The organism is Streptomyces sp. NPDC060205 (assembly GCF_042728395.1).
GTDB lineage: Bacteria > Actinomycetota > Actinomycetes > Streptomycetales > Streptomycetaceae > Streptomyces.
Genome location: NZ_JBHWZP010000081.1, coordinates 1 through 24,462 on the forward strand (window position 1 = coordinate 1; position 24,462 = coordinate 24,462).

22 protein-coding genes and 1 pseudogene are annotated in these 24,462 nt (G+C 69.7%); 12 read left to right on the forward strand and 11 right to left on the reverse strand.

Annotated elements, in window-relative coordinates:
- Positions 1–35: 35 nt before the first annotated feature.
- The 6 genes from ACFWGJ_RS16755 to ACFWGJ_RS16780 form a co-directional block, all read right to left on the reverse strand.
- Positions 36–1,700 carry a DoxX family membrane protein gene (locus ACFWGJ_RS16755; RefSeq protein ID WP_387324738.1) on the reverse strand — a complete coding sequence of 555 codons (1,665 nt, stop codon included), beginning with the start codon at positions 1,698–1,700 and terminating at the stop codon, positions 36–38.
- Between the two features lie 183 nt (positions 1,701–1,883).
- Positions 1,884–2,828 carry a 23S rRNA (guanosine(2251)-2'-O)-methyltransferase RlmB gene (gene rlmB / locus ACFWGJ_RS16760; RefSeq protein ID WP_387324740.1) on the reverse strand — a complete coding sequence of 315 codons (945 nt, stop codon included), beginning with the start codon at positions 2,826–2,828 and terminating at the stop codon, positions 1,884–1,886.
- Positions 2,829–2,960: 132 nt separating this feature from the next.
- Positions 2,961–4,361: a cysteine--tRNA ligase gene (gene cysS, locus ACFWGJ_RS16765; protein ID WP_387324742.1), complete on the reverse strand. Its 1,401-nt coding sequence runs from the start codon at positions 4,359–4,361 to the stop codon at positions 2,961–2,963.
- 293 nt (positions 4,362–4,654) lie between these two features.
- Positions 4,655–5,161, reverse strand: coding sequence for a 2-C-methyl-D-erythritol 2,4-cyclodiphosphate synthase (gene ispF, locus ACFWGJ_RS16770; RefSeq protein ID WP_387324745.1), 507 nt, complete (start codon positions 5,159–5,161; stop codon positions 4,655–4,657).
- On the reverse strand, positions 5,151–5,903 hold the full coding sequence (ispD, locus tag ACFWGJ_RS16775) for a 2-C-methyl-D-erythritol 4-phosphate cytidylyltransferase (protein ID WP_387324747.1): 753 nt from the start codon (positions 5,901–5,903) through the stop codon (positions 5,151–5,153). The genes ispF and ispD overlap by 11 nt, the downstream gene beginning before the upstream one ends.
- 370 nt (positions 5,904–6,273) lie before the next feature.
- Positions 6,274–6,756, reverse strand: coding sequence for a CarD family transcriptional regulator (locus tag ACFWGJ_RS16780; protein WP_003953493.1), 483 nt, complete (start codon positions 6,754–6,756; stop codon positions 6,274–6,276).
- A 722-nt stretch (positions 6,757–7,478) separates the two neighbouring features.
- Between ACFWGJ_RS16780 and ACFWGJ_RS16785 the strand changes: the two genes are divergently transcribed.
- The gene (locus ACFWGJ_RS16785; protein WP_387324749.1) at positions 7,479–8,174 is read left to right on the forward strand and encodes a DUF461 domain-containing protein; all 696 of its coding nucleotides are present in this window, start codon (positions 7,479–7,481) and stop codon (positions 8,172–8,174) included.
- A 178-nt stretch (positions 8,175–8,352) separates the two neighbouring features.
- Here ACFWGJ_RS16785 and ACFWGJ_RS16790 read toward each other — a convergent pair whose 3' ends face one another.
- Positions 8,353–9,033: a response regulator transcription factor gene (locus tag ACFWGJ_RS16790; protein WP_107015301.1), complete on the reverse strand. Its 681-nt coding sequence runs from the start codon at positions 9,031–9,033 to the stop codon at positions 8,353–8,355.
- On the reverse strand, positions 9,030–10,307 hold the full coding sequence (locus ACFWGJ_RS16795; protein WP_387324752.1) for a sensor histidine kinase: 1,278 nt from the start codon (positions 10,305–10,307) through the stop codon (positions 9,030–9,032). Before ACFWGJ_RS16795 ends, ACFWGJ_RS16790 begins: the two co-directional genes overlap by 4 nt.
- Before the next feature lie 288 nt (positions 10,308–10,595).
- Between ACFWGJ_RS16795 and phoU the strand changes: the two genes are divergently transcribed.
- Positions 10,596–11,273, forward strand: a complete 678-nt coding sequence (gene phoU, locus ACFWGJ_RS16800) for a phosphate signaling complex protein PhoU (RefSeq protein WP_055507068.1) — start codon at positions 10,596–10,598, stop codon at positions 11,271–11,273.
- A 203-nt stretch (positions 11,274–11,476) separates the two neighbouring features.
- Entirely contained in the window at positions 11,477–11,629 is a 153-nt protein-coding gene (locus ACFWGJ_RS16805) for a hypothetical protein (protein ID WP_188113919.1), read from the forward strand.
- Between the two features lie 92 nt (positions 11,630–11,721).
- Here the strand turns inward: ACFWGJ_RS16805 and ACFWGJ_RS16810 are convergent, their stop codons facing one another.
- Positions 11,722–13,746: a cell wall-binding repeat-containing protein gene (locus tag ACFWGJ_RS16810; RefSeq protein WP_387324756.1), complete on the reverse strand. Its 2,025-nt coding sequence runs from the start codon at positions 13,744–13,746 to the stop codon at positions 11,722–11,724.
- Between the two features lie 167 nt (positions 13,747–13,913).
- Here ACFWGJ_RS16810 and ACFWGJ_RS16815 point away from each other — a divergent pair, with 167 nt between their 5' ends.
- The 7 genes and pseudogenes from ACFWGJ_RS16815 to ACFWGJ_RS16845 all read left to right on the forward strand — a co-directional run.
- Complete coding sequence (locus tag ACFWGJ_RS16815) at positions 13,914–14,465, forward strand: HAD domain-containing protein (RefSeq protein ID WP_387324758.1); 552 nt, start codon at positions 13,914–13,916, stop codon at positions 14,463–14,465.
- 10 nt (positions 14,466–14,475) lie between these two features.
- Positions 14,476–15,009 (forward strand): ATP-binding protein, encoded by a 534-nt coding sequence (locus ACFWGJ_RS16820; RefSeq protein WP_387324761.1) that lies wholly within the window; start codon positions 14,476–14,478, stop codon positions 15,007–15,009.
- Between the two features lie 707 nt (positions 15,010–15,716).
- On the forward strand, positions 15,717–16,790 hold the full coding sequence (locus tag ACFWGJ_RS16825) for a glycosyltransferase (protein ID WP_381832805.1): 1,074 nt from the start codon (positions 15,717–15,719) through the stop codon (positions 16,788–16,790).
- Positions 16,791–16,884: 94 nt separating this feature from the next.
- Positions 16,885–17,070 carry a hypothetical protein gene (locus ACFWGJ_RS16830; protein ID WP_387324764.1) on the forward strand — a complete coding sequence of 62 codons (186 nt, stop codon included), beginning with the start codon at positions 16,885–16,887 and terminating at the stop codon, positions 17,068–17,070.
- 299 nt (positions 17,071–17,369) lie between these two features.
- On the forward strand, positions 17,370–17,822 hold the full coding sequence (locus ACFWGJ_RS16835) for a hypothetical protein (RefSeq protein WP_387324766.1): 453 nt from the start codon (positions 17,370–17,372) through the stop codon (positions 17,820–17,822).
- A gap of 692 nt (positions 17,823–18,514) precedes the next feature.
- Positions 18,515–19,147 carry a hypothetical protein gene (locus tag ACFWGJ_RS16840; protein WP_387324768.1) on the forward strand — a complete coding sequence of 211 codons (633 nt, stop codon included), beginning with the start codon at positions 18,515–18,517 and terminating at the stop codon, positions 19,145–19,147.
- A 221-nt stretch (positions 19,148–19,368) separates the two neighbouring features.
- Positions 19,369–20,201 (forward strand): annotated as a pseudogene (locus ACFWGJ_RS16845) (tyrosine-type recombinase/integrase); the annotation flags it as partial.
- 548 nt (positions 20,202–20,749) lie between these two features.
- Here the strand turns inward: ACFWGJ_RS16845 and ACFWGJ_RS16850 are convergent.
- Positions 20,750–21,511: a phosphoglyceromutase gene (locus ACFWGJ_RS16850; protein WP_381833576.1), complete on the reverse strand. Its 762-nt coding sequence runs from the start codon at positions 21,509–21,511 to the stop codon at positions 20,750–20,752.
- Between the two features lie 218 nt (positions 21,512–21,729).
- Here ACFWGJ_RS16850 and ACFWGJ_RS16855 point away from each other — a divergent pair, with 218 nt between their 5' ends.
- The gene (locus ACFWGJ_RS16855; RefSeq protein WP_387324771.1) at positions 21,730–23,028 is read left to right on the forward strand and encodes an MDR family MFS transporter; all 1,299 of its coding nucleotides are present in this window, start codon (positions 21,730–21,732) and stop codon (positions 23,026–23,028) included.
- 82 nt (positions 23,029–23,110) lie between these two features.
- On the opposite strand, the gene ACFWGJ_RS16860 is transcribed toward ACFWGJ_RS16855, so the two are convergent.
- Positions 23,111–23,614 carry a DUF2000 family protein gene (locus ACFWGJ_RS16860; protein ID WP_381832450.1) on the reverse strand — a complete coding sequence of 168 codons (504 nt, stop codon included), beginning with the start codon at positions 23,612–23,614 and terminating at the stop codon, positions 23,111–23,113.
- Positions 23,615–23,663: 49 nt separating this feature from the next.
- On the opposite strand from ACFWGJ_RS16860, the gene ACFWGJ_RS16865 reads away from it, so the two are divergent.
- Positions 23,664–24,461, forward strand: a complete 798-nt coding sequence (locus ACFWGJ_RS16865) for an AraC family transcriptional regulator (RefSeq protein ID WP_381832453.1) — start codon at positions 23,664–23,666, stop codon at positions 24,459–24,461.
- Position 24,462: the final 1 nt, after the last annotated feature.

Consider the following 24,462-nt stretch of genomic DNA (forward strand, 5'->3'; position numbering starts at 1 on the left):
GTCAGGTGCGGGGCCCCATCGGCGTCCTACGGGCCTCAGCCGAGCAGACCGCCCACGAGCCCCGACTTACCGCCGGAGTCTCCGGAGCCACCCGTACCGCCACCCGTGCCGCCTCCGGAGCCGGTGCCACCGCCCGTGCCCGTGGCGCCGCCCGTGCCGCCGCCCGAGGAGGACGGTCCAGCCGTGGTGGCGGGCGCCTGCGGGGGCGCCGACTGCTGCGGCGGGGCCTGGTTCGAGCCCTGCGTCTGGCTGGGCTGGCCCGCGGTGGCGCCGGCCGTCTCGCGGGCCGTCGCGCCGGGCGAGGTCGCGGCGCCCGACGGGCTCGCCGAGGTCGCGCCCCGGGTGGGCGAGTCGGCCGACGCCGAGGGGCTCTGCTTGTCGCGGCGCGCGCCGGGCTCCTGCGGGAGCGCGGAGCCCGGCAATTCGTTGCGCGGGGCCTCGCCCGGGCCGGGGACGACCACGCGGTCCGAGTCGCGGACGGCGCCGCCGAGCATCGACCCGATGAGCAGCGTGAGTCCGACGACGATGGCCGCGACGAGCGCCCCGCGCCGCAGGACGCGGCGGCGCAGTTCCCAGATCTCGGTACGCGGCCCGAGGGTGCGCCAGGCCTCGCCCGCGAGGCGGCCGTCGATGGAGTAGACGGGGGCGCCCGCGATGATCAGCGGCGACCAGGCGGCCAGGAAGATGATGTCGGGTGCGTCGTAGACGGGAACGGACTTCCAGCTCACGGTGAGCAGCAGCGCCGCCGACAGCAGCGCCCCGACGACGGCCGCGACCCGCTGCCACAGACCGAGGACGGTGAGGACGCCGACGATCACCTGGAAGAAGGCGATGAGGAGTCCGGCGCCGACGGGGTGCTGCAGCGCGAACTCGCGCAGCGGCTCGGCGAGTTCCCAGGGGTGCAGCGAGTTGAGCCACTTGACCATGGAGCCGCGCTTGCCGCCGTCGAAGTAGACGGGGTCGCAGAGCTTGCCCATGCCTGCGTAGATGGAGATGAAGCCGAGGAAGACGCGCATCGGGAGCAGGACGACGCCGAGGTTCATCCGGCGGCCGGGGTAGTAGCCGTGCCGGACGGGGGCGGCTCCGTGCCGCTTGAGCGCCCCGTCGTCCTCGTCCCGGTAGTCGTCGTCCTCGTAGGAGTCGTCCTCGAAGTCGCCCTCCGCGTACGGGGGTTCGTCGAGCTCCTCGTAGGCGCTGCCCGCGCTGCGCAGTTGCTGCGGCAGGAGGCGGGTCTCGGGGCCGCGGACGGTCGGGGTCTCGACGGTGGCGTCGACGTCGAACCCGGAGGGCGCGGCGCCGTCGACGCGCGGGATGACCTGGGTCGCGCCGCCTTCGCCGCCCGCCGCTTCCTCGGCTCCGTGCCGAAGGCTCGTGCTCCGCACGGCCTGCAGCAGCCGGGTGGCGCCCGTGTCGTCGGGGGCGGACTTCCCGCTCCAGACGACGGGCGCGCGGCGGCGGGTGCCTGCGGCGGTTCCGACGACGGGGGTGCGCGCGGTGTCGCCGCCCGAGCTCAAGTTCCGCGCGCCGCGCGGGCCCTGGGCCCGCGGCGCGGTGTTCAGCTGCACGCGGAAGCTCGCATGATTGACGATGACCTGCGCCGGATCGCTCGGCACCTTCACCATGCTCAGCGCGGGAGCGTCGTCGAATCCCAACGAGCGGTCCCCCGTGGGTGTGCGGGGTGTTCTGGTGTCCACACTCATCTAACCGAGTGACGTGTGTTTAGGACACTGCTTTGACCCGGCCGATCTGTCCGGACCCCGTCAAGATCAACCCGGGCCCCGTAAGGCCGCGGACCTGTGCCCCGTAAGGGGCGCGGGGAACTGCGCGACCAGCCCCCACGCACCTGCGGACGACCGACTGCCCGGAGGCAGCCAAGCCTCCGGCTAACCCCGCTTGCGCGAGGCCTCGTACAGCACAACTCCCGCAGCCACACCAGCGTTCAGCGACTCGGTCCCGCCCGGCATGGGAATCCGGACCCGGAAGTCACAGGTCTCCCCGACCAGTCGGGACAGCCCCTTCCCCTCGCTGCCGACGACGATGACGACGGGCCCGCCGAGGGCCTCCAGGTCACCGACCTCGGCCTCCCCGTCGGCGGCGAGGCCGACCACGACGAGCCCGGCCTTCTTGTACGCCTCCAGCGCCCGCGTCAGATTGGACGCGCGGGCCACGGGCGTACGAGCGGCCGCACCGGCGGACGTCTTCCACGCACCGGCGGTCATACCCGCCGCACGCCGCTCGGGCACGACCACGCCGTGGCCACCGAACGCGGAGACGGACCGGACGACGGCACCGAGGTTGCGCGGGTCCGTCACCCCGTCGAGGGCGACGATCAGCGGGTCCGTGCCCTCGTCGTACGCGGCGGCGGCGAGGTCCTCCGGGTGCGCGTACTCGTACGGCGGGACCTGGAGGACGAGGCCCTGGTGGTTGAGCCCGTTGGTCATGCGGTCCAGCTCGGGGCGCGGGGCCTCCATGAGGTGGATGCCGCCACGGTCGGCGGCGAGCTGCAGCGCCTCGCGCACCCGCTCGTCGTTGTCGATGAACTGCTGGACGTACAGCATCGTCGCGGGGACGCCCTCACGCAGCGCCTCGACGACGGAGTTGCGGCCGACGACCATCTCGGACGTGCCCTTGCCGCCCCGGCCGCCGCGCGGCGAGGGCTTGCGCACGAGCTGCTTGGCCCTGGCGCCTGCGATGCGGTTCTTCTTGTGGCCCTTGCGCGCCTCGGCGGGCGGGGTGGGGCCCTTGCCTTCGAGACCCTTGCGCCGCTGGCCGCCACTGCCGACCTGCGCGCCCTTCTTGCCGGACATGCGGCGGTTGTTAGCGGCCATGACCTACCTGTCTGTGTGAAGACGTACGGGAGACGTACGGACGGAGTGAGGACGTACGGACGGACGTACGGGTGTGCGTCCATGCAAGTGTGCCGCCCGGAGACCCGGACGGCACAATCGATCAAGAAATGGTCAGCGCGGGCCGAGGGTCCAGCGCGGCCCCTGGGGGCCGTCCTCGATGACCAGCCCGGACTGGTTGAGCTGGTCGCGGATGGCGTCGGCGGTGGCCCAGTCCTTGCGGACGCGGGCGGACTCGCGCTGCTGCAGCACCAGCCGTACGAGCGTGTCGACGACTCCGTGGAGGTCCTCGCCGCGGTCGCTCTCGCCCGCCCAGTGCGGGTCGAGCGGGTCGAGGCCGAGGACCGCGAGCATGGCCCTGACCTCGGCGAGCCGGGCGACGGCCGCCTCCTTGTCGTCGGCGGCCAGCGCGGAGTTCCCCTGGCGGACCGTGGTGTGCACGACGGCGAGGGCCTGCGGGACCCCCAGGTCGTCGTCCATCGCCTCGGCGAACGCCGGCGGCACCTCGGCCGCGGGCTCGACCGCTCCCCCGGCCTTCTCCACCACGCGCTGTACGAAGCCCTCGATCCGGGCGAACGCCGACTCGGCCTCGCGCAGTGCCTCTTCGCTGTACTCGATGGTGGAGCGGTAGTGCGGGGTGCCGAGGTAGTAGCGCAGCACGATGGGGCGCCACGCCTTGACCATCTCGCTCACCAGCACGCTGTTGCCGAGAGACTTCGACATCTTCTCGCCGCTCATGGTCACCCATGAGTTGTGCACCCAGTAGTGCGCGAACTCGTCGCCGAAGCCGACGGCCTGGGCGATCTCGTTCTCGTGGTGCGGGAAGATCAGGTCGATGCCGCCGCCGTGGATGTCGAAGGCTGCGCCCAGGTACTTGTGGGCCATCGCGCTGCACTCCAGGTGCCAGCCGGGCCTGCCCCGTCCCCAGGGCGTCTCCCAGGACGGCTCGCCGGGCTTGACGGCCTTCCACATGGCGAAGTCCCGCGGGTCCCGCTTGCCGGTCTCGCCGTCCTCGGCGGGCTGGCGCAGCTCGTCGAGGTCCTGGTTGGACAGGGAGAGGTAGCCGGGCAGGGACCGTACGTCGAAATAGACGTTCCCGTCGGCCTCGTACGCGTGACCGCGCTCGATGAGCCCGCGCATCATCTCGACCATCTCGGTGACATGGCCGGTGGCGCGCGGCTCGTACGTCGGCGGGAGGCAGCCGAGTGCGGTGTAGCCGTCGTTGAAGGCGCGCTCGTTCTCGTAGCCGATGGCCCACCAGGGCCTGTCCTGCTCCGCGGACTTCCGGATGATCTTGTCGTCGATGTCCGTCACGTTGCGGACGAACGTCACGTCGTAGCCGCGGTACTCGAACCAGCGGCGCATGATGTCGAAGTTCAGGCCCGAGCGGATGTGGCCGATGTGCGGGGCCGCCTGCACCGTGGCGCCACACAGGTAGATCGAGACACAACCCGGCGTGATCGGGGTGAAATCGCGAATCTGCCGGGCGCTGGTGTCGTACAGGCGAATAGTCACCCCACCAGGGTAGTGGGCGGTGACCAGTGCCCCGCGACCCTTATCGCGCATGGGACACGTATTCGTGACATCTGTACCGTGCCGATGACGTCATAGGCGTTTTCCTCGGGGGCGCTGCCCCCGAACCCCCGCTCCTCAAACGCCGGAGAGGCTGAAAGATTCGCGGACCGTCCGCACATCTCCAGCCCGTCCGGCGTTTGAGGACGAGCGCGCAGCGCGATCAGGGGGCGAGGGGGCGCAGCCCCCATGCAGTGACGGGGAGGGTAGGGGCGGCGGGGGCGAGGAAAAGCCCGTCAACCCACCCGCGCCACCAACGCCGTCGCCACCGCCATCAACCCCTCGTCGCGCCCGGCGAACCCGAGCCCGTCGGTCGTGGCGCCGGACACGGACACCGGCGCCCCCACCGCCTCGGAGAGAACCGCCTGCGCCTCGGACCGCCGCTTCCCGATCTTCGGCCGGGGCCCGACCACCTGCACGGCCACATTGCCGATCCGGAACCCCGCCGCCCGCACGATCCGGGCCGCCTCCGTCAGGAGCGTCACCCCGGACGCCCCGGACCATTCGGGCCGCCCCGTACCGAAGTGCTGTCCCAGATCGCCCAGCCCCGCCGCGGAGAACAGCGCGTTGCACGCGGCGTGCGCGACGACGTCCGCGTCGGAGTGGCCGGCGAGACCGGGCCCCTCGCCCTCCCAGAGCAGGCCGGCGCACCACAGTTCGCGGCCTTCCTCGAAGGCGTGGATGTCGGTGCCGATCCCGACCTGCGGCAGCGGGGGTTCCACGAGGGACGTCTCAGAAGCCATCGTTCAGCCTCCGCCGCGTCAGGACCGCCTCCGCGAGGACCAGGTCCAGCGGGCGCGTCACCTTGAACGCCTCCTCGTGGCCTGGCACGACCACGACCCGCAGTCCGAGCTGCTCGACCATGCTCGCGTCGTCGGTGACGTCGTCCGTGACCGTCTCGTGGGCCCGTACGAGGGTGTCGCGGTCGAAGCCCTGCGGGGTCTGGACCGCGCGCAGCCGTGCCCGGTCCGGGGTGGCGACGACGGGTTCGGGTTCCCCGGCCGTCCCGGCGGGCTCGACCTGCTTGACGGTGTCCGTGAGCGGCAGCGCGGGGACGACGGCCGGCGCCCCGTCGCGTACCGCCTCGATGACGCCGTCGACGGTGTCGACGGGTACGAGGGGACGGGCCGCGTCGTGGACGAGGACGATGTCGATGCCGGGCGGCAGCGCTTCGAGTCCGAGGCGTACGGAGTCCTGGCGGCTGTCGCCTCCGGGTACGACGTGGAACTCGGTCCGCTCGGGCAGTGCGTGGGAGTCGAGGAGCGTCTTGACCTCCGCGGCCCCGTCGGGCGGCGCCACGACGACGACGAGGGAGACGGCACGCGACGCGGCCATGGCCCGGACCGCGTGGATCAGCATGGGGGTGCCGTTCAGCGCGCGAAGCGCTTTGGGAGCGCCAGGGCCGAGGCGCACGCCTCGGCCTGCGGCCGGAATCACGGCCGCGGTACGGGCCCCGGGAGGCGTGGGGCGCGAATCGTCAGACATCGGTTCCTGTCAGGTTTGTATGCTCGGCCGACGTGGGTATGGCCTGGGCGTACCCCGGCCGACGGGCTGGGGGAGTGCCGGGCGCGACGCTTTGACCGGACCCTTCCGTGAAGATGGTCGAGCCAGCTGTCCGGGCCCGGCACTCCGAGTATCGGATCCCTGAATTGTCGAGGGCCGTCCGAGTGCACGGTGTGCACGGTGTGTGTGCACGCTTTCCCGGTATGGACATGCCCCGGGTGGAATCAGGCCCGGGTACGAACATGCCGCAGCGCCCGGCGACAGTGAATACGTCATCGGGCACCGCGGCATTTCATTGCGCCGAACCGCTCGTTTCGCCTCTGGTCGAAAAGCGATCAGAGCGTGACGGGCATCAGGACGCGAGGACCTCGTCGAGCAGGGCCTCGGCCTTGTCCTCGTTCGTGTTCTCCGCGAGGGCGAGCTCGCTCACCAGGATCTGGCGGGCCTTGGCGAGCATGCGCTTCTCGCCGGCGGAGAGTCCACGCTCGCGCTCACGACGCCACAGGTCACGGACTACCTCCGCCACCTTGATGACATCGCCGGAGGCGAGCTTCTCAAGATTTGCCTTGTAACGACGCGACCAGTTAGTGGGCTCCTCGGCGTACGGCGCGCGCAGTACCTCGAAGACCCGGTCCAGCCCGTCCTGACCGACCACATCACGTACGCCGACGAACTCCGCATTGTCCGCTGGCACACGCACTGTCAGGTCGCCCTGGGCGACCTTCAGCACCAAGTAGGTCTTGTCCACGCCTTTGATCTGGCGAGTTTCGATAGCCTCGATCAGCGCGGCCCCGTGATGGGGATAGACCACGGTGTCGCCAACCTTGAACGTCATGTGACAGGTACCCCTTCCGTGGCTATCCAGGGTAACACGGAAACCGCGTGTTCTGAATGGCGTTTTCGCAGGTCAGGGCATATCTCGGGGCTTGACAATCCCAACGTGAACGTGCTGCGGAGGGGTCGCGGACGACGGTATTCGCAGGTCGGAGCGGCTCTCCTGGCGGGGAGAAACGCGCACGTTACAACACCTCCGATCCCCGCCCACGTGCCTGATCGTCCGGATTTGTCGGGTTCCGGGGGCCCATCTTCCGCTACTCCGTTCGGCTGTCGGAGTCACGTACGAGACGAATCCGGAATTGATCACGCGTGGCGAAGATCGGCATCCGATCGGCCGGAGATGGACGCGGAGATCGACCCGAGATCGACGGGAGATCAACCGAAGATCAATTTCCCGGGCCGCCACGCATTCCTTACGGGAAATCCGCAAGACCGCGCCGGGGGCTTGTCGGTGGCTTACCGAGGGTTCTTATGTGAAAAACGGACGAAAGACGGACGAGAGCACGGCGGACGGGTCCATGCAGCATGCAAGTACACCGGGTGACGTGAGAGCCGGGGGAACGGAGAAGCGGCGTACGGTCACGGTCGGGCACCCGTAGGGGCGGGTCGGGTGCGGCGGCGCGGGAACGGCTCGGTAACCTGAGGCCGCTGACTGACCCTTAGGGCGGCTTTACAGAGGAGTCGCCCTGTTCCGCCCACGTTCTAGGAGTTGCCGCCGCCGTGAGCAGCAGCCTTCGACGCGGCAGCCTCGCCGCCGCCGCCATCGCGTTCTCGATCGCCTCGCTCGCCGCGTGCGGTGCCGGCAACAAGGCCCAGACGCTGGAGATCAAGCCGGACAACGCGGCCGTCACCGTCGGCCAGATCAAGATCCAGAACGCCGTCGTCATCACCCAGGCCGAGCTGGAGTCGACGGGACCCGCCGCGGTCTCCGCGACCCTGTTCAACAGCGACGACAAGCCCCAGACCCTGGAGTCGATCAAGGTCGAGGGCATCGGGCAGCCCGCGGAGCTCAAGCCCGCCAAGGGCTCGGGCAAGCTGACCGTCCCGGCCCACGGCTCGCTGGTCCTCGGCGGCAAGGGCAACGCCTCCGCCGTACTGGAGAGCAGCCGCGAGGCGTTCGCGGACGGCGACGCGCAGCCGGTCACCTTCACCTTCAGCAAGACGGGCGACGTGAAGCTGGAGGCGTTCGTCGTGCCCGGCCACGGCTACTACGCCGAATGGGGCCCGAGCGCGGCCCCGGCGGCGCCGAGCACCGAGCCCTCCGCCTCCGCGTCGGAGTCCGGTACGGCCACCGGGTCGCCGACGCCGTCCGGATCCGCGGCCGGTGAGACCGAGGAGACGGGTGAGGCGGGCACGCAGGCCACCGACGCGGCCTCGGCCAGCGCGGACGCCTCGGAGTCGGCAGCGGGCCACTGAGCGGCCCACAGCCACCGTTCTCCCGTACGGGCGGGTCCTGTACGGCCAGGTCCCGTACAGGCAGCAGGCCTCCTCCGTACGGATGACGTACGCATGACGAAGGGCGGGACCCCTCTTCCGGGGGTCCCGCCCTTCGCAGTACCTACTGCCGTGCGCGGACGTGATGGTCCGGTGCGGTCTACGGCTCGAACTTGTAGCCGAGGCCGCGGACCGTCACCAGGTAGCGCGGCGCGCCGGGGTCCGGCTCGATCTTCGCCCGCAGGCGCTTCACGTGGACGTCCAGCGTCTTGGTGTCGCCCACGTAGTCGGCGCCCCACACCCGGTCGATGAGCTGCATGCGCGTCAGGACGCGGCCCGCGTTGCGCAGCAGCATCTCCAGGAGGTCGAACTCCTTGAGCGGGAGGTCGACCTTGGAGCCGGAGACGGTGACCACGTGGCGGTCGACGTCCATCCGCACCGGGCCCGCCTCCAGGGCGGCCACGCTGACCTCCTCCGGCTCGCCGCGGCGGCGCAGGACGGCCCGGATGCGGGCGACCAGCTCACGCGACGAGAAGGGCTTGGTCACATAGTCGTCGGCTCCTATTTCGAGCCCCACGACCTTGTCGATCTCACTGTCCTTGGCAGTGACCATGATCACCGGAACGTTCGAACGGCTGCGCAGCTGGCGGCACACCTCGGTGCCCGGCAGGCCGGGCAGCATCAGGTCGAGGAGGACGAGGTCGGCGCCGTTGCGCTCGAACTCGTCGAGCCCGTCGGGCCCGGTGGCCGCGATGGCGACCTCGAAGCCCTCTTTGCGAAGCATGTAGGACAGAGCGTCGCTGAAGGACTCCTCGTCCTCGACGACGAGCACTCGGGTCACGGGTGGACCTCCGGGGCAGAAAAGGGTTCGTACGGGGATGAGACGGTGGTCGTCCCGTCGGTCTGACCGGTCTCGTCGTCTTCGTCGAGGCCGGGCATCTGGTCGCCGCTCGCGCGGTCGCGGGCGGCGCCCGCCTCCGGCAGCCGCAGCGTGAAGGTGGAGCCCTGACCCTCGGAGCTCCACACCGTGACCTCCCCGCTGTGCGAGGCGGCCACGTGCTTGACGATCGCGAGCCCGAGTCCCGTACCGCCGGTTGCGCGGGAACGGGCCGGGTCGACGCGGTAGAAGCGCTCGAAGACGCGCTCCTTGTCCTTCTCGGAGATGCCGATGCCCTGGTCGGTCACGGCGATCTCGATGAGGTCTCCGCCGGGCGCGGTCACCCTGCGCGCGGCTATGCCGACCCGGGTGCGGGCGGGCGAGTAGTTGACGGCGTTCTCCACGAGGTTGCCGAGGGCCGCGGCCAGCTGGCCGCGATTGCCCCACAGGCGCAGGTCGGCGGTGCCGCCGGCGGCCATGGTGATCTGCTTGGTGCCGGCCTGGTGGCGGCAGCGGTCGATCGCCTCGGCGACCAGTTCGTCGACGCGGACCGGCTCCGCGTCCTCCAGCGGGTCGTCGTTCTGGACGCGGGAGAGGTCGATGAGTTCCTGGACGAGGTTGGTGAGGCGGGTCGCCTCTATCTGCATGCGTCCGGCGAAGCGCTCCACGGCCTCCGGTTCCTCCGAGGCGCCCATGACGGCCTCGGACAGGAGGGAGAGCGCGCCGACCGGGGTCTTGAGCTCGTGGCTGACATTGGCCACGAAGTCGCGTCGTACGGCTTCGATCCGGCGGGCCTCGGTGAGGTCCTCGACCAGGAGCAGGACGAGCCGGGAGCCCAGCGGCGCCACCCGGGCGGACACGGCGAGTGCCTCGCCCCGGCCGGTGCCGCGGCGGGGCAGGTCCAGCTCGACCTGCCGTATCTCGCCGTCCCTGCGGGTGTCGCGGGCCATCAGGATCATCGGCTCGACGGCCAGTTTCCCGCCGCGCACGAGACCGAGGGCGTACGCGGCCGAGCTGGCCTTGACCACGGCGTCGGACTCGTCGAGCACCACGGCGGAGGAGCGGAGCACGGACAGAACCGTGTCGACGCCCGGTGGCAGGACCGGGTCGGTGTGCAAAGAGGTGCGGGTGGGGCGTTTCTGTTCCCGCTCACTCCAGCGGAACGCCAGCACGGCGATGACACCGGTGAGCACACCGGCGATCGCTGCCGCTGCGGCGACAGCCGCGTTCACGTCCATGGCTCCAGGTTAGGCACGCTGTACGCCCCGGTCACAGCGGTCCGAGGGTGGACTCGAACACTCGTCGCCCAGAGTTCACTCTGGGGACCCCACTGGTTCACTTCGTACGACCGGACCGCGCACCCTTCCCACCTGCGGGAAGAGGTGACGTCGCCCAGAATTCACCTGGGTGCCGGTGGTGGTTCATGTGAGGGGACGTAAACCGACGCGTTCAGGCCGGAGCGTGGGACCGTGGGGTTCACGAGCCCCAGTGAACCTCCGAAGCAGACGTTGGAAAGGGACATCCAGATGCGGGACGCGTACCACGAGGAACTTGACTCGATCGGCGAGGGCCTGGTCGAGATGGCCCGCCTCGTCGGGTCGGCCATCGGTCGCGCCACTACGGCGATCCTCGACTCCGATCTGAAGCTCGCGGAGAGCGTGATCGCGGCCGACCAGAAGGTCGACGATCTCCAGCACGACCTTGAGGCACGGGCGATAACCCTGCTGGCCCGGCAGCAGCCCGTGGCCACGGACCTGCGGATCGTCGTCACCTCGCTCCGGATGTCGGCCGATCTGGAACGCTCCGGCGACCTCGCCCAGCACGTGGCGAAGCTGGCACGGCTGCGCTTCCCGGAGCGGGCCATCCCGCAGGACCTGCACGCCACGATCCTGGAGATGGGCCAGCTCGCGCAGCGGCTGATGGCGAAGGCGGCCGAGGTCATCATCACCAAGGACGTCGACCTCGCCCTGCAGCTGGAGCAGGACGACGACGCGATGGACCTCCTGCACCGCACGCTCTTCCAGCACCTCCTGGACGACCGCTGGAAGCACGGCATCGAGACCGCGGTGGACGTGACGCTGCTGGGCCGCTACTACGAGCGCTTCGCGGACCACGCGGTGTCGGTCGCGAACCGTGTGGTGTACCTGGTGACGGGTGAGCACGCCGACGAGCTGCAGACGGCTCCGCAGGTCGAGGGCGCCTGATCCGTACGCGGGCAGTGGCGGTGCCGGGGGCCGGGTTCCGGTGGCGGCACCTCCGGGCGTGGTCAGGGGTCCGGTGCTCGGGTTCCCGCCGCGAGGGGGCGCATCGGGTGCGGGCAGGGGCGCGAAAGCCTCAGTGCGCCGTTGATGCGCCCGGCCCCGGGGGAATGCAATGGGAGCAGGCACAAGCCTTCGAGGAGGGACCCATGGCCGATTCCCCCACCACACCCGACCCGACCCAGGAACGCGAGACGCAGCAGCCCGTCGAGATCAAGAGCCTGCCACTCTTCGGCGCCTGCGGCTGCGGCTCGGGCTGCGGATGCGGGTGCCAGTCCGGCAATCCCTGTCAGTGCGGCTGAGGCGCCTGCGGCGTTCCCGGTGAACGCGGAAGGGCCCCGCTTCAGGTGCGGGGCCCTTCCGTTCGTTCATCGGTCCGTGCGCCGGGCGGCGACTACCGGTTGGTGGTGCGCACCGCGTCCAGGTCCGGCTGCGGGGCCGCGGTACCGGTCGCCCGCTGCGCGGTGTCGCTCACCGCGCCGGGGGCTGCCGAGCGCGCGGTCGCCTGCGCCGGGGTGACACCGTCGTAGTACGGGCGGTACTGCACCAGCGAGCTGCCCGCGCTGATCGCGGAGCCGGCTGCGGTCAGCTCGGCCGCGGAGACCGAGCCGGTCCCGCCGAAGGCGATGACGGAGTTGACGCCGGCCGCCTGCTGACGCAGGTAGGTGGCGCTCGTCTCCGACAGGGTCGTCTCGTCGGTCCACAGGACCGGGCCGTAGTGGAGCATGCCGGTGCTCGCGGAGACACCACCGCGCCAGCTGTCCGTCCAGGCCAGGCCGACCTGGAACGGCGAGCTCCACCAGAACCGCGCCAGCTCGGCGGACGTACCGTCGTGGCCGCTGCCGCTGACCGGGTAGTACGAGTAGGTGTCGGGCCAGTTGGAGAAGGACGTGTGCGTGAGCGCGTACTTCGCCGAGGTGCCGACCGGGATGACCAGGGTCCGGTCGGGGTCGATCGAGTTGAGGTACGACTTCACCGACGACGAGAGCGTGTTGCCCTCGTTGAGGACGACCGTGCCCTTGCCGCCCGCGCCGAGAGCCCCGGCCGCGGCGGAGGCCGCGATCGCCGAGTGGTAGTCGGTGCCGGTGGCGATGAACACGTACTCCGGAGAGCTGGTGACGGCCTTGGCGACCGCCACGGAGGTGGAGTAGCGCGAGGTGCCGGACAGCCGCTTCGGGGTGAAGCCGAGCGAGCTGACCTTGGTCGCGACCGCACTGGACAGGATGTCCGTGTTGCCCACCAGGTAGACGGTGGCGCCGGGCTTCAGCGCGCGCTTCAGCTCGTTCTGGACGCCGGTCGACACCGAGGTCTTCGACGTCATCAGCAGGGGGCCCAGCTTCTGACCGGCGAGGGTCTGCCCGGTCAGGGCGTAGGACGGGCTGTCCTTGCTGATGAGGACGGCGGTCTTCGCGTCGATCAGACCGGGCTCGCTCTGGCCGGTCGTGTTCCAGGTCCAGCGGGACGCGGCGACGTTCGTGGCGTACGAGTCGGCGCCCCAGACCCGGCCCACGCTCTGGCTGCGCAGCGGCTGCCAGGCGGGGTCGAGGGCCGAGGACGTACCCGGCGGGAGCGCGACCTTGGTGACCTCACCGGTGGCGACGTCGACGATGCGCGGGATGGCCACGTCCTCGTCGGTGCCGTTGGTGACGACGATCCGGGTGCCGGTGGGCGACCAGGCCGGGGCGTACGCGGCGTCGGTGAAGGTGAGCTGGCGCTCGCCGGTGCCGTCGGTGTTGACGACGAAGAGCCGGCTCAGGCCGTCCGCCTCGCGTACGAACGCGACCTGGGTGCCGTCGGGCGAGATCGCGGGGTTGGTGCCGGAGTCGGCCAGCTTCGTGAAGCCGCCGGTGGCGTTCTCCCACAGCCAGATGGCCGAGCCGGTCGGCGATCCGCAGGTGTCGCCGGTGCGGACGAAGGCGACCAGGCCGTTGACCGACGCGCTGGGCTGCCGGTCGCAGCCGTCCTCCGCGGTGGAGAACAGCGGCTGGGCGTAGCGGGAACCGTCCGAGGACGCGTACCGGAGGCGACCGCCGCCGGAGTACACGACCGTCTCCCCCGAGCCCAGGAACGTCGGGTGGCCGACGCTGGTCATCGAGCCCTGTTCCTGGATCTTGACCAGGGTGGAGCCGGTGTAACGGCGGGTCTCGACCCGGTTGTTCTTCACGTACGCGACCCGGCTGCCGTCGGGCGACCAGGCAGGCTGGCGGGCGTCGGCGAGGAAGTCGGTGTAGGTGCTGCTGCCGGGTTCCTGCGTCTGGATGACGTTACGGGCGCCGTTGACGAACGTCAGCTTGCCGTCGGCGGCCTGCCAGGTGACGGGCTCCGCCGCGACCGCGCCGGGCGTGACGGTCGCCATGCCGGCGGCCACGGCCACGACGGTGCCCAGTGCCGCGAGCACGCGGCGTCTGTGAATCTTCATGTGCCCCCACAAGAATGCTGACAACTGCGATGCCGCACTGACGGCAAGGCATGGACAAAAGAGCTGAAAAGGGCTGCCGTTCGCCTCCCCGACGTGGAACGGACACCTCACGTTCTCCACGACAGCTGGGTCACTGTAGCGGCACACATGATCAGAAAGGAACACCTTTGAACGACCAGTGCGAGGAGGGACGCCCCGTCCTCTTCCTCGACATCGACGGCCCACTGATCCCGTTCGGCCCGTCGGACGGCCGGTTCCCCGGGCCTGCTGGTCCTTTGGCCTCTCCACCCTCAGGAAACCCGCTGCTGGAGCGGCTCGACCCCACCGTCGGGCCGCGCCTGCTGACGCTGGGATGCGACCTGGTGTGGGCCTCGACCTGGCTGGACGACGCGAACGAGGTGGTCGCTCCACGGATCGGGCTGCCGGTACTGCCCGTGGTGAGGTGGCCGGAAACGTCCGCCGACGAGGGGCCACGCGGTCTGCACTGGAAGACCCGGCACCTCGTCGAGTGGGCCGGCCGCCGCCCGTTCATCTGGGTCGACGACGAGATCGGCGCCATGGACCGCCTCTGGGTGGACGCGCAGCGCCGGGAGCCGTCGTTGCTGCACCGGGTCGATCCGGGCGAGGGCCTGCGCGCCGCCGACTTCGCGGTGCTCGCGGGGTGGCTGCGTACCGCCGTATCCCCGCGTCCAGGGCCTGGGCGGGCCGTCGGGCACTAGCGTTGTGGCCATGATCGTATGGATCAACGGCACCCATGGCGCGGGCAAGACGACGACCGGCGCGCTCGTGCAGCGACTGATTCCGGATGCGCGGGTGTTCGACGCGGAGAAGGTCGGCGAGACGCTCATGGACATCACGCCGGGGCTGCCGGGGCCCGGGTCGGACAACTTCCAGCACTGGCCGCCGTGGCGGCCGCTCGTGGTCGAGACCGCGCGACGCGTACTGGACTACGCCGGCGGCGTCCTGGTGATGCCCATGACCGTGCTGGTGGAGCAGTACTGGCGCGAGATCAGCACAGGCCTCGCGCAACACGCCATTCCTGTACGGCACTTCGTCCTCCACGCCGACCAGGCCACCCTGCGCGGACGCATCGCGGGCGACACCGTCATCGGCCCCGACTCCCCGTTCCGCCTCCACCACCTGGAGCCCTACGCGGAGGCGGCCCGCACATGGCTGCACGCCGAGGCGGAGGTCGTCGACACGACACACCGCACGCCTGCGGAGGCGGCTGCGCGGATCGCGGAGGCGGTCAACTGTCCGTAAGGAGACGGCCCGCCAGACCGTGTGAGGACAGCACGAACAAGTGGCGGAACGACCTGCCTGCCGGCCAGTCAGTCGGCCGGTCAGCCAGTCGGCCGGTCGGTCGGTCGGTCGGTCACGAGACTGCTCAAAGCCTTCATGCGTAAGGTGTTCCCGCGTTTCGACCGGCACCACGGCGGGAGCGAACCACTGCTCCGGGCGCGGGTGTTCATCACACGAGGGACGTTCGCGTCTGGGGGCCGTTCCTCTCATGAGGGCGCGCAGAGGAGATCGCACTCCCCGGCCTCGCCACCTGATCCCCTCCTCGCTCCATCACCCTCCTTCAAGCTTCCCCACGCCTCTCCGTCACTCTTCCGGGACCGTGACCGGCATCGCAACAATGGCTCCTCGCGCCACCACTCACCGCAGTGGTTGCCGAAGTCTGTCCCGGGCCGGGGGGAACGGCACCGGGCGGTCACCGGACCGAGAGGGCGGCCTGACGGCCGTCGGGGAGAAAGGCGGCAGCCAGGCCGCCGGGGGGCAACAAAATCATGTCCGATCACAGGGCCACGGCTGCTGGCCGCCCGGTCACGGCGGAGAGAGACCCGTCAAGTCCGTTAGCGGAACACACTGAGGGCAGCCGTCACGGGGGCGGCCCAGGTCACAGCAGAGGCCGACGTACGCAAGGCGCTCACCGGCGACGTCTGGTCACCCAGGGAGCGGCTCCGCTGATGGAGACCGCCGTGATCCTTCCCGCCCGCAACGAGGAGGACGGCGTGCTGTTGGCGCTGGAATCACTCGCCGCGCAGAGCGCACCCCCCGACCTGATCGTCGTCGTGGTCAACAACTCCGCGGACCGGACGGAGGAGTTCGCCCATCGGTTCGCCGACCGCCCAGGTGTGCCGCACACGGTGGTCTTCAACCTGCCGCGCAACCCACACAAGAAGGCCGGCGCCCTCAACCACGGCATCCACTGGCTGCACAGCGCTTCCGGCGGACTCGCGGCCACCGCGAAATATCTGCTGGTCATGGACGCGGACACCAGCCTGCACCCGAAGTTCCTGGAACGGGCGCGCAACGTGATGGCTTCCGACCGAAGGCTGGGCGGACTCAGCGCAACCTGCCACGGCCGCACCGGACTGTGGAAGAACCTCTGGCAGCGCTACCTGCTGGGGATGCAGATCATGGAGTACGGGCGCTATGCGCGCGGACGCTACCGGTTCGGCATCCACAGTATGTCGGGCGCCGGCTCCTTCTACCGCACCGAGGCGCTGCTGAGCCTCCTGCGCTGGCGCGGCAAGGTGTTCTGGGAGGACCACGCCAACCTCGTGGAGGACTACGAGACGACGCTCGCGCTGAAGGAAGTGGGCTGGAAGGTCACGGCCAACCAGCACTGCATCGCCTACACGGACCTGATGCCCACCCTGCGTGAGCTGATTGGTCAGCGCGAGCGCTGGGGGCGCGGCACGGTCGACACCCTGCGGCGCCGTGGCTGGACCAGGCACACGTGGTTCTCCATCACCAGCATGGTGCTGGGCTTCGTCGGCTTCCTCTACACATTGGGGTGGCTGGCCGTCTGGACCGGCGTGATCGCGAACACGGGCTTCGTCCTGGACCCCGTCTGGCTGTGCCTGGTCGCCTTCTGGATCGTGTACGCAGCCTTCCGCACCCGCCACCTCGGCTGGAAGGGCGTCCTGGTGGACGTGCTGATGCTGCCCGGGCTGATTTTCTCCACCGTGCGCGCGTACTGGTTCGTCTCCTCGGTTGTGAAGTCGTACGCCACTCGCGTCTCCGCCTGGAAGTGACCGGGGCGTAGCCACAGCCGCACGCACTCATCACTTGTTCTGTCAGACCCACCTGATCCGATGCGGCCGAAAGGCCGCCGAGAGGAAAACGATCGTGAACTACCTCAGCGGTACCGGAACCGGTCTTGTCACCGGAGGGGCCTCCCTCGCGGCCACCGGCGCCTCCTCCACCGCCAGCCTGATCATCGCTGCCAGCGTGGCACTGGTTCTGGGCGGGCTGACGACCTACGCCGCGGCCGTCCGACGCCGACGCAGCGACGCCAGCGCGGCAGGCCACTGACCCAGACGCCACCCACCATGAACATGCCCCTGAGCCGCACCGTATGCGCAGCTCAGGGGCATGATTGCGAAGGCTGCTTCTTCTTGCCCTGGGTCTGGCGGGCCCGATTTTTGGCCTGGTCAGCGGGGTGACTACCTCAACCGAATCCCGGTTGAACGGTTGTTGGTGGTCGTCGTTGGTCGTCGTCGGAAGTTCCAGAGAGGTGCCGGATCTGGGTCCGTCCGGCCAACGCCACGGTGACAATCCACTTGTACTCGACCCTGTAGACCCCGCCTTCACGGCCTGGGATCGTGTGACAAATGACCGACGGGGAGCGCGAGACACTGGCTATCGCCCTTGACCACGCATGGCGTTGGTACGAGAACCGGCGAAGCCGAGCGTTGACGCTGCTTCAAACACTTGTGGTGTACCTGGCCATTGTGGGAGCTGCGTACGCCGCCGCCGTCCAAGCGCAGTTGTTCGGCGCGGCCGGGTTCGTGTGCTTGATGGTGGCTCCCATCTTGGTTGCTGTTGAGCAGGAAGGTACAAGGCTGCACCGGTCGGCAGCGCTCGCCGCCGACGCCGTCGCCGAACTACAGAACCGTCTCGCGGACGAGTTGGGGACGGAATCACTCCGCCTACATCAGCGCGAAATCGCGAGCCAAGCGACTACGCCTCGGTATCTGGGTTACGACATCACCAAGTGGCTGATGTACCTGAGCGCTGGAGGCGTTCTCATAAGCGCTGTCTACACCTGGGTCTTCCTGCCTTAGGAGCGGCGCTCTCCGCGACACCTCAGGCACAGCCCTCGCCGGCCTGGACCACGTCCCGGAGAGGCTGCACGGCATCTCAAGCATTAGCGGCAGGCACCGCTAACGTTAAGCAACCTCGCTAGCGGTCAAACCCGCAGGTGCCCAGTGCGTTAGCGGATAGCGGCCCGCCTGGGCAGCACCCGGAATCGGCCATGCGGGGCGGCTCAGCGAGGGGCGCCGCCCGGGCGCTATCGGGCCGTCGGGTGGGGAAAAGCAAGAACGAGCGGCCTACGGCCGCACGTCTCTGGGCTTGCTCCGCTCGTGCGCGGCTCCCCGTTGGAAGGCACCCGAGGACGACCTTTACCTGGGGGCAGACGGCGACCTCGGGCAAGTACGTCGGGCCAAGTCCCGTTCCGTGTGGCTCACCATGGCTCTTCAGAGTGGGGGAGACGGCCGTGTGTGCCGCGATCCTCCCTCCTGAAGAGCCTTCCTTCTCTCTGACTGGAGACTTGGAGGGAGATAGCGTCCGCAGCGTCCATCGGACCTCGCTCACCTCCTCTGACCTGCACTGTTCCTGCGGATGCTAAAAAACGTTTGGCGTCCGACAGTGTCGGCACCGTCCGCACGCACTCCACAGCTTCGCCCGGTGTGGGGCTCGTTCGACTGACGGCCGGCACCTTCGTCGCGGTCCGTCTCAGCCCTACGATCGCGCCATGGCACTTCAACCGGTCGAAGCCACCCTGATAGGCGCGGCGGTCGGCGCCTTGGCTGCGACGTCTGTGGCACTCCTCACCCATCTATTGACCCGCGGGCGGGACCGCGCGTTCCGCGTGTGGGAACGCCGCATGGACACCTACCAAGAGGTTCTGCGCACCCGTGACGTGCTGGCACGTCACCGTGCTGAGCTGCTGCGCGCTCAGTCAGGATCGGCGGACTTCCCCGATCCTGAGCGGGAACTCAACGCAATCTTCCTGAGCCGGATTCAGTTGGACATGTTCGGCTCCCCCGGGATCAAGACCGTGGAGACGTTCGCCTGGGTCGCGTTCAACCACTGGCACAGCGCCTTGTCGGAGTGGCGTCAGTTGCACGCCCGCGCGCGTGCCCACTTCAACAACCAGGAAATGCACGACGCGGCCGAAAGGAAGTGGAAGGAGGTCAAAGATCTGGCGAAAACGGTCGACCTGATGGATCAACAGCTCGCTGAAGCGATCCGGGCCGAGGCCAAGTTTGAGGAGTACGCCCGGAGTAAGTGGCGGGAGCGCGCGCTCAAGGGCTTGCGTCATGCCTCCCCTAGGGAGATCAAGCGCAGGTACAAGCAGAAGCCGCCAGAGACGCGCCGACCCTGACTCGGTCGTCGGCTGGGGGATCTCGCGTCTGATCTGCGGCTTCGCCGGCCGAGGCAGCGGGCGGCTATTCGACCGCGGGGCACCGGCGTTGACCGTGGCCGACCCCTGCATCTGGCACGGTTGTGGCACGAACCTCAGCCGACGACAGTCAGCCACGACGGCGGGACTGCCACTCAATCGACTGGGGTGCCACTCGCAGCCGCTCGTTGTGGAGCGAGGTGAAGAACGGCGTCCGTGGGTCGTACGCCCGGACGATCTACTCCAACGTGCGGGCTGCTCTGAGCGCGGCCGTGGATGACGGCCATCTCCCCCGGAATCTTGTGCTGCCCGCTCGGTTCGGCCTCCGACCGTGGACGCGAAGCGTGTCATCCCGTGGACGCCGGAACGGGTCTTCGCCGTCCGGGCCGCCATGCCGGAGCGCTTCCAAGCGATGGTCGACCTGGGCGCCGGGTGCGGGCTGCGTCAGGGCGAGATCCTCGGTGTCGCCGTCGATGCGATCGACTTCGCGTCGGGCACGCTGCATGTGGTCCAGCAACTTAAGTTGAGCCGCAGCAAGGCCGTGTTTGCTCCGCCCAAGGGTGGCAAGCTCCGGGACGTACCGCTTCCTGGTCCGGTCGCGGACGCGCTCCGGGCCCACCTGAAGCGGTTCCCGCCCGTCGAGATCACGTTGCCGTGGAAGGTCGCGGACGGGCCACCGGTGACGAAGCGACTGATCTTCACCGGGCCCCGGGGAGGTCACGTCTGGCGTACCTCGCTGAACGAGGAGGCGTGGAAGCGGGCGCTGGCCGGCGCCGGGGTGATCCCGACCCCCGAGCGTGGCCAGCCGTACGTCGAGTCACGCGAGAACGGGATGCACGCGCTGCGGCACTTCTACGCCTCGGTGCTCCTGGACGCGGGAGAGAACATCAAGGCGCTCGCCGAGTACCTGGGTCACTCGGACCCGGGGCTGACGCTCCGCGTGTACGCCCACCTGATGCCGTCCAGCCAGGAGCGCACTCGGAAGGCAGTCGCTGCCGTCTTCAGCGGCGTGCAGCCGAACCCGGAAACCGCCTGAGCGTCATTGGCGTTCTCCCCCGGTGTTTACGTCAGGACCGGGCTGGGGCGTCACACCTGACTGGAACAGCCGCAGCAGGAACTCGGCAAAAGCCCCGGGCGGGGCCAGAGGGGCAACTGGAAGAGGGCGCGCGTACTTCCACTCGGGATCTCCGTGTACATCCAAGGGGGCGCAGTGCCAGCCGTCTGTCATCCGCCAGAACACGACCGTCCCGCGTGTCCACGGTCCTCCGGCGAGGACGGGTTCGCCTTCCGTCCAGTAAAGGGCACTGGCTCGCGCCTCATCCCATCGTTCGCTCGGCGGGGCCCCAACCTTCCGAAGGGCATCGACGACGGCGGTGACGTACTGGCACATCTCAGCGTGTCCCAGGAGTGCTGCATCTTTCGCGGCGACCATCTCTGTCCGTCCCTCCTTCCGCACTGATCTTCGGAGCGGGCTGTGCCACACGGAGAAGCCAGGACAATGCCTGACGGCCCAGGGACGGCCCCAGCACTGACAGGCCCCCTACCAGCGGAAAACCCGCAGCTAGGGGGCCTGTCCGTACGTGCTTACTTCTTCTTGCCCTGGTTCTTCACAGCCTCGATCGCCGCCGCGGCCGCCGCCGGGTCCAGGTATGTGCCGCCCGGGGTCAGCGGCTTGAAGGATGCGTCCAGTTCGTAGGCGAGCGGGATGCCCGTCGGGATGTTCAGGCCCGCGATGTCCGCGTCCGAGACGCCGTCGAGGTGCTTGACGAGGGCACGGAGGGAGTTGCCGTGGGCGGCCACCAGGACCGTGCGGCCGGCCAGGAGGTCGGGGACGATGCCGTCGTACCAGTACGGGAGCATGCGGACGACGACGTCCTTCAGGCACTCCGTGCGCGGGCGCAGCTCCGGCGGGATCGTCGCGTAGCGCGGGTCGTCCGACTGCGAGAACTCCGTGCCGTCCTCAAGCGGGGGCGGCGGCGTGTCGTACGAGCGGCGCCACAGCATGAACTGCTCCTCGCCGAACTCCGCGAGGGTCTGCGCCTTGTCCTTGCCCTGCAGTGCGCCGTAGTGCCGCTCGTTCAGGCGCCAGCTGCGGTGGACCGGGAGCCAGTGGCGGTCCGCGGATTCGAGGGAGAGCTGCGCCGTGCGGATCGCGCGCTTCTGGAGCGAGGTGTGGACGACGTCGGGCAGCAGGCCGGCGTCCTTGAGCAGCTCACCGCCGCGTACTGCCTCCTTCTCGCCCTTCTCGTTGAGGTTGACGTCCACCCAGCCGGTGAACAGGTTCTTCGCGTTCCATTCGCTCTCGCCGTGGCGGAGGAGGATCAGCTTGTACGGTGCGTCGGCCATGGCCCCGAGCGTAATCGAAGCCCTCGATCGGCCGCGCGCCCGCCCGGAACCCGGACACCCGCACCCGCACTGCCACCCGCATCCGCATCCGCCGACACTTGACGACTTCTGTTAATTGAGTGGCAGCCGCCCGGCCCGGCCTCGTAATTTGTGCTCGCCGCACGCACCACTTACATGAGCCGCGCTCGTCGGAAGCGCTCAGCAGACCTGGGGGTCCCATGCCGTTCACGTCCCTGAGCGTGAGACGTGTCGCGCGCGAGACCCTCTCCGGGCTCCCCCGTGAGTTCTGGTGGCTGTGGATCAGCACGCTCGTCAACCGGCTCGGTGCCTTCGTCGCGACCTTCATGGCCCTGTACCTCACGCTGGACCGCGGCTACTCCGCCTCGTACGCCGGGCTCGTCGCCGCGCTCCACGGGCTCGGCGGGGTGATCTCCTCGCTCGGTGCCGGTGTGATGACGGACCGGCTCGGGCGGCGGCCCACGCTCCTCATCGCCCAGTCGTCGACCGCCGTCTCCGTCGCGCTGCTCGGCTTCATGCACGACCCGGTGGCCATCGCGGCCGTCGCGTTCCTCGTCGGCATGGCCAGCAACGCCTCCCGCCCCGCCGTGCAGGCGATGATGGGCGACATCGTCAGGCCCGAGGACCGGGTGCGGGCCTTCTCGCTCAACTACTGGGCGATCAACCTGGGCTTCGCCGTCTCGTCCACGGCGGCCGGGTTCATCGCGGAGGTCAGTTACCTCGCCGGCTTCCTCATCGAGGCCGGGATGACGATGGCCTGCGCGATCGTCGTCTTCGTGAAGCTGCCCGAGTCGCGGCCCGCGCCGGTCCCCGAGAAGGAGGGCGAGCCCGAGGTCGGTCTGGGGACGGTTCTGCGCGACGGGCGTTTCATGAGCGTCGTCGGGCTGTCCTTCCTCGTCGCGCTCATCTTCCAGCAGGGGTACGTGGGCCTGCCGGTGGCGATGGGACAGGCCGGATTCACGCCCGCCGACTACGGCCTGGTGATCGCGATCAACGGCGTCCTCATCGTCGTGCTCCAGCTCCCCATCACCCGTTTCATCCAGCACCGGGACCCGAAACGGCTGCTCGTCGTGTCGTCCCTCCTCGCCGGGTACGGGTTCGGGCTCACCGCCTTCGCGGGCTCCGTCGCGGTCTTCGCGCTCACGATCTGCGTCTGGACCCTCGCCGAGATCGTGAACGCGCCCACCCAGACCGGCCTCGTCGTCCGGCTCTCCCCCACCCACGGCCGGGGCCGGTACCAGGGCATGTACACGATGTCCTGGTCCGTCGCCGCGCTCGTCGCGCCCCTGATGGCCGGTGTCGTCATCGACCGGTACGGGGCCGCGTGGCTGTGGGGCTTGTGCGCGGCCGTGGGCACGGTGGCCGGACTGGGGTACGGGCTGCTCATGCGCAAGCTCCCCGACGAGGAGCCCGCGGCCGAGCCCGTCGTCGTCGAGCCGGCCCAGCCTGAGCCCCAGCTCCGTTCCACGGCGGAGAAGCCCGAGGTCAGCGCCGGCTAGTACCGGCCAACAGCGGTCGGCGCCAGTCGCCACCGGCCCGCGCCCCCTGCCGCCCCGCCGCACCCCCTGCACCCCCTGCACCTCAGTGATGCATCCGCGCCCCCTTCACCACCTTGTCCACCGCGTTGCGCGGCCCGTACACCGCGAGGCCCACCAGGTCGAGGTCCGCGGTCGGTACGGCCCGTACCGCCGCCCGGTTGTCGCGGTCGTTGCCCGTGGTGAACAGGTCCGCGGTGAACAGCGCGCGGGGCAGGGCGCGGGACAGGGCCTTGCCGTGCGCCGCCTTCAGCGTCTCCTTCGTCCCCTCGAAGACGAGGACCGGCTGGCGGAACATCGGCAGGTAACCGACGCCGTCGGCGTCCTCGTACGGCTCCCCGACCACCTCGGGGACCGCCGGACCCAGCCCGCTGACCAGGAACGCGGTCACGTTCAGCCGCTGCCACGGCTCCAGGTCCTCGCGCAGCAGGACGGCGATCTTGGTGTCGAAACGGACGGGGGCCGGCGCGGGGTCCGGCGCGAGGTCCGAGGCGTGTTCAGGGGTGTGTTCAGGGGTGTGTTCAGGGGTCTGGCTGCTCTCACTGCTCATGCTTCGAGACTGCCGAGCCGCGTACGCACCCGTCTTGTACGTTGTTTGCATGGTGGTCCGGCGTGAGGTCTCCGCCTGGCGCCCCAGCGTGCCGGGTGTCGTGGAGGTCTTCCACGCCCACTTCACGGAGTACGCGTATCCGATGCACGTGCACGACGCGTGGACCCTGCTGCTCGTCGACGCGGGCGCGGTGCGCTACGACCTCGACCGGCACGAGCACGGCACCCCCGACGGCACGGTCTCGCTGCTTCCGCCGCACGTGCCGCACAACGGGTCGCCGATCACCGAGGACGGTTTCCGCAAGCGTGTCCTGTACCTGGATCTCAGCCGCCTCGACGAGACGTACATCGGTCCGGCCGTGGACACCCCCGACTTCCTCGATCCGGTGCTGCGCCGGCGGGTCGGGCAGCTGCACACGGCCCTCGCCCGTCCCGGTGACGAGCTGGAGGCGGAGAGCAGGCTGACCCTGATCGGCGAGCGGCTGCGCGGCCATCTGCGGCCCGCGCTCGTGAAGGACGGCCGGGGCGCCGACCATCCGCTCGCGCACCGGCTCCGTGAACTGCTCGACGAACGCCTCCTGGAGGGCGTCACCCTCCAGGAGGCCGCCGGGCTCGTGCACGCGCACCCCGCCCATCTGGTGCGGGCGTTCAGCGGCGCGTACGGGATACCGCCCCACCAGTACCTGATGTCACGCCGGGTGGAGCACGCCCGCAGGCTGCTGCTGGCGGGCCGCCCACCCGGCGAGGTGGCCGCGGAGACCGGCTTCTACGACCAGTCCCACCTGAACCGTCACTTCAAGCGGCTGGTCGGAGTGGCACCGGGCCGCTACCGCGACAGCTCGCGCTGAA

Excerpts from the sequence above, each read along its gene's own strand:
- ACFWGJ_RS16755 (WP_387324738.1), bottom strand. The coding sequence starts at position 1,700 with ATGAGTGTGGACACCAGAACACCCCGCACACCCACGGGGGACCGCTCG.
- rlmB (WP_387324740.1), bottom strand. The coding sequence starts at position 2,828 with ATGGCCGCTAACAACCGCCGCATGTCCGGCAAGAAGGGCGCGCAGGTC.
- ispF (WP_387324745.1), bottom strand. The coding sequence starts at position 5,161 with ATGGCTTCTGAGACGTCCCTCGTGGAACCCCCGCTGCCGCAGGTCGGG.
- ispD (WP_387324747.1), bottom strand. The coding sequence starts at position 5,903 with ATGTCTGACGATTCGCGCCCCACGCCTCCCGGGGCCCGTACCGCGGCC.
- ACFWGJ_RS16780 (WP_003953493.1), bottom strand. The coding sequence starts at position 6,756 with ATGACGTTCAAGGTTGGCGACACCGTGGTCTATCCCCATCACGGGGCC.
- ACFWGJ_RS16795 (WP_387324752.1), bottom strand. The coding sequence starts at position 10,307 with ATGGACGTGAACGCGGCTGTCGCCGCAGCGGCAGCGATCGCCGGTGTG.
- phoU (WP_055507068.1), top strand. The coding sequence starts at position 10,596 with ATGCGGGACGCGTACCACGAGGAACTTGACTCGATCGGCGAGGGCCTG.
- ACFWGJ_RS16805 (WP_188113919.1), top strand. The coding sequence starts at position 11,477 with ATGGCCGATTCCCCCACCACACCCGACCCGACCCAGGAACGCGAGACG.
- ACFWGJ_RS16810 (WP_387324756.1), bottom strand. The coding sequence starts at position 13,746 with ATGAAGATTCACAGACGCCGCGTGCTCGCGGCACTGGGCACCGTCGTG.
- ACFWGJ_RS16820 (WP_387324761.1), top strand. The coding sequence starts at position 14,476 with ATGATCGTATGGATCAACGGCACCCATGGCGCGGGCAAGACGACGACC.
- ACFWGJ_RS16825 (WP_381832805.1), top strand. The coding sequence starts at position 15,717 with ATGGAGACCGCCGTGATCCTTCCCGCCCGCAACGAGGAGGACGGCGTG.
- ACFWGJ_RS16835 (WP_387324766.1), top strand. The coding sequence starts at position 17,370 with ATGACCGACGGGGAGCGCGAGACACTGGCTATCGCCCTTGACCACGCA.
- ACFWGJ_RS16840 (WP_387324768.1), top strand. The coding sequence starts at position 18,515 with ATGGCACTTCAACCGGTCGAAGCCACCCTGATAGGCGCGGCGGTCGGC.
- ACFWGJ_RS16850 (WP_381833576.1), bottom strand. The coding sequence starts at position 21,511 with ATGGCCGACGCACCGTACAAGCTGATCCTCCTCCGCCACGGCGAGAGC.
- ACFWGJ_RS16855 (WP_387324771.1), top strand. The coding sequence starts at position 21,730 with ATGCCGTTCACGTCCCTGAGCGTGAGACGTGTCGCGCGCGAGACCCTC.
- ACFWGJ_RS16860 (WP_381832450.1), bottom strand. The coding sequence starts at position 23,614 with ATGAGCAGTGAGAGCAGCCAGACCCCTGAACACACCCCTGAACACACC.
- ACFWGJ_RS16865 (WP_381832453.1), top strand. The coding sequence starts at position 23,664 with ATGGTGGTCCGGCGTGAGGTCTCCGCCTGGCGCCCCAGCGTGCCGGGT.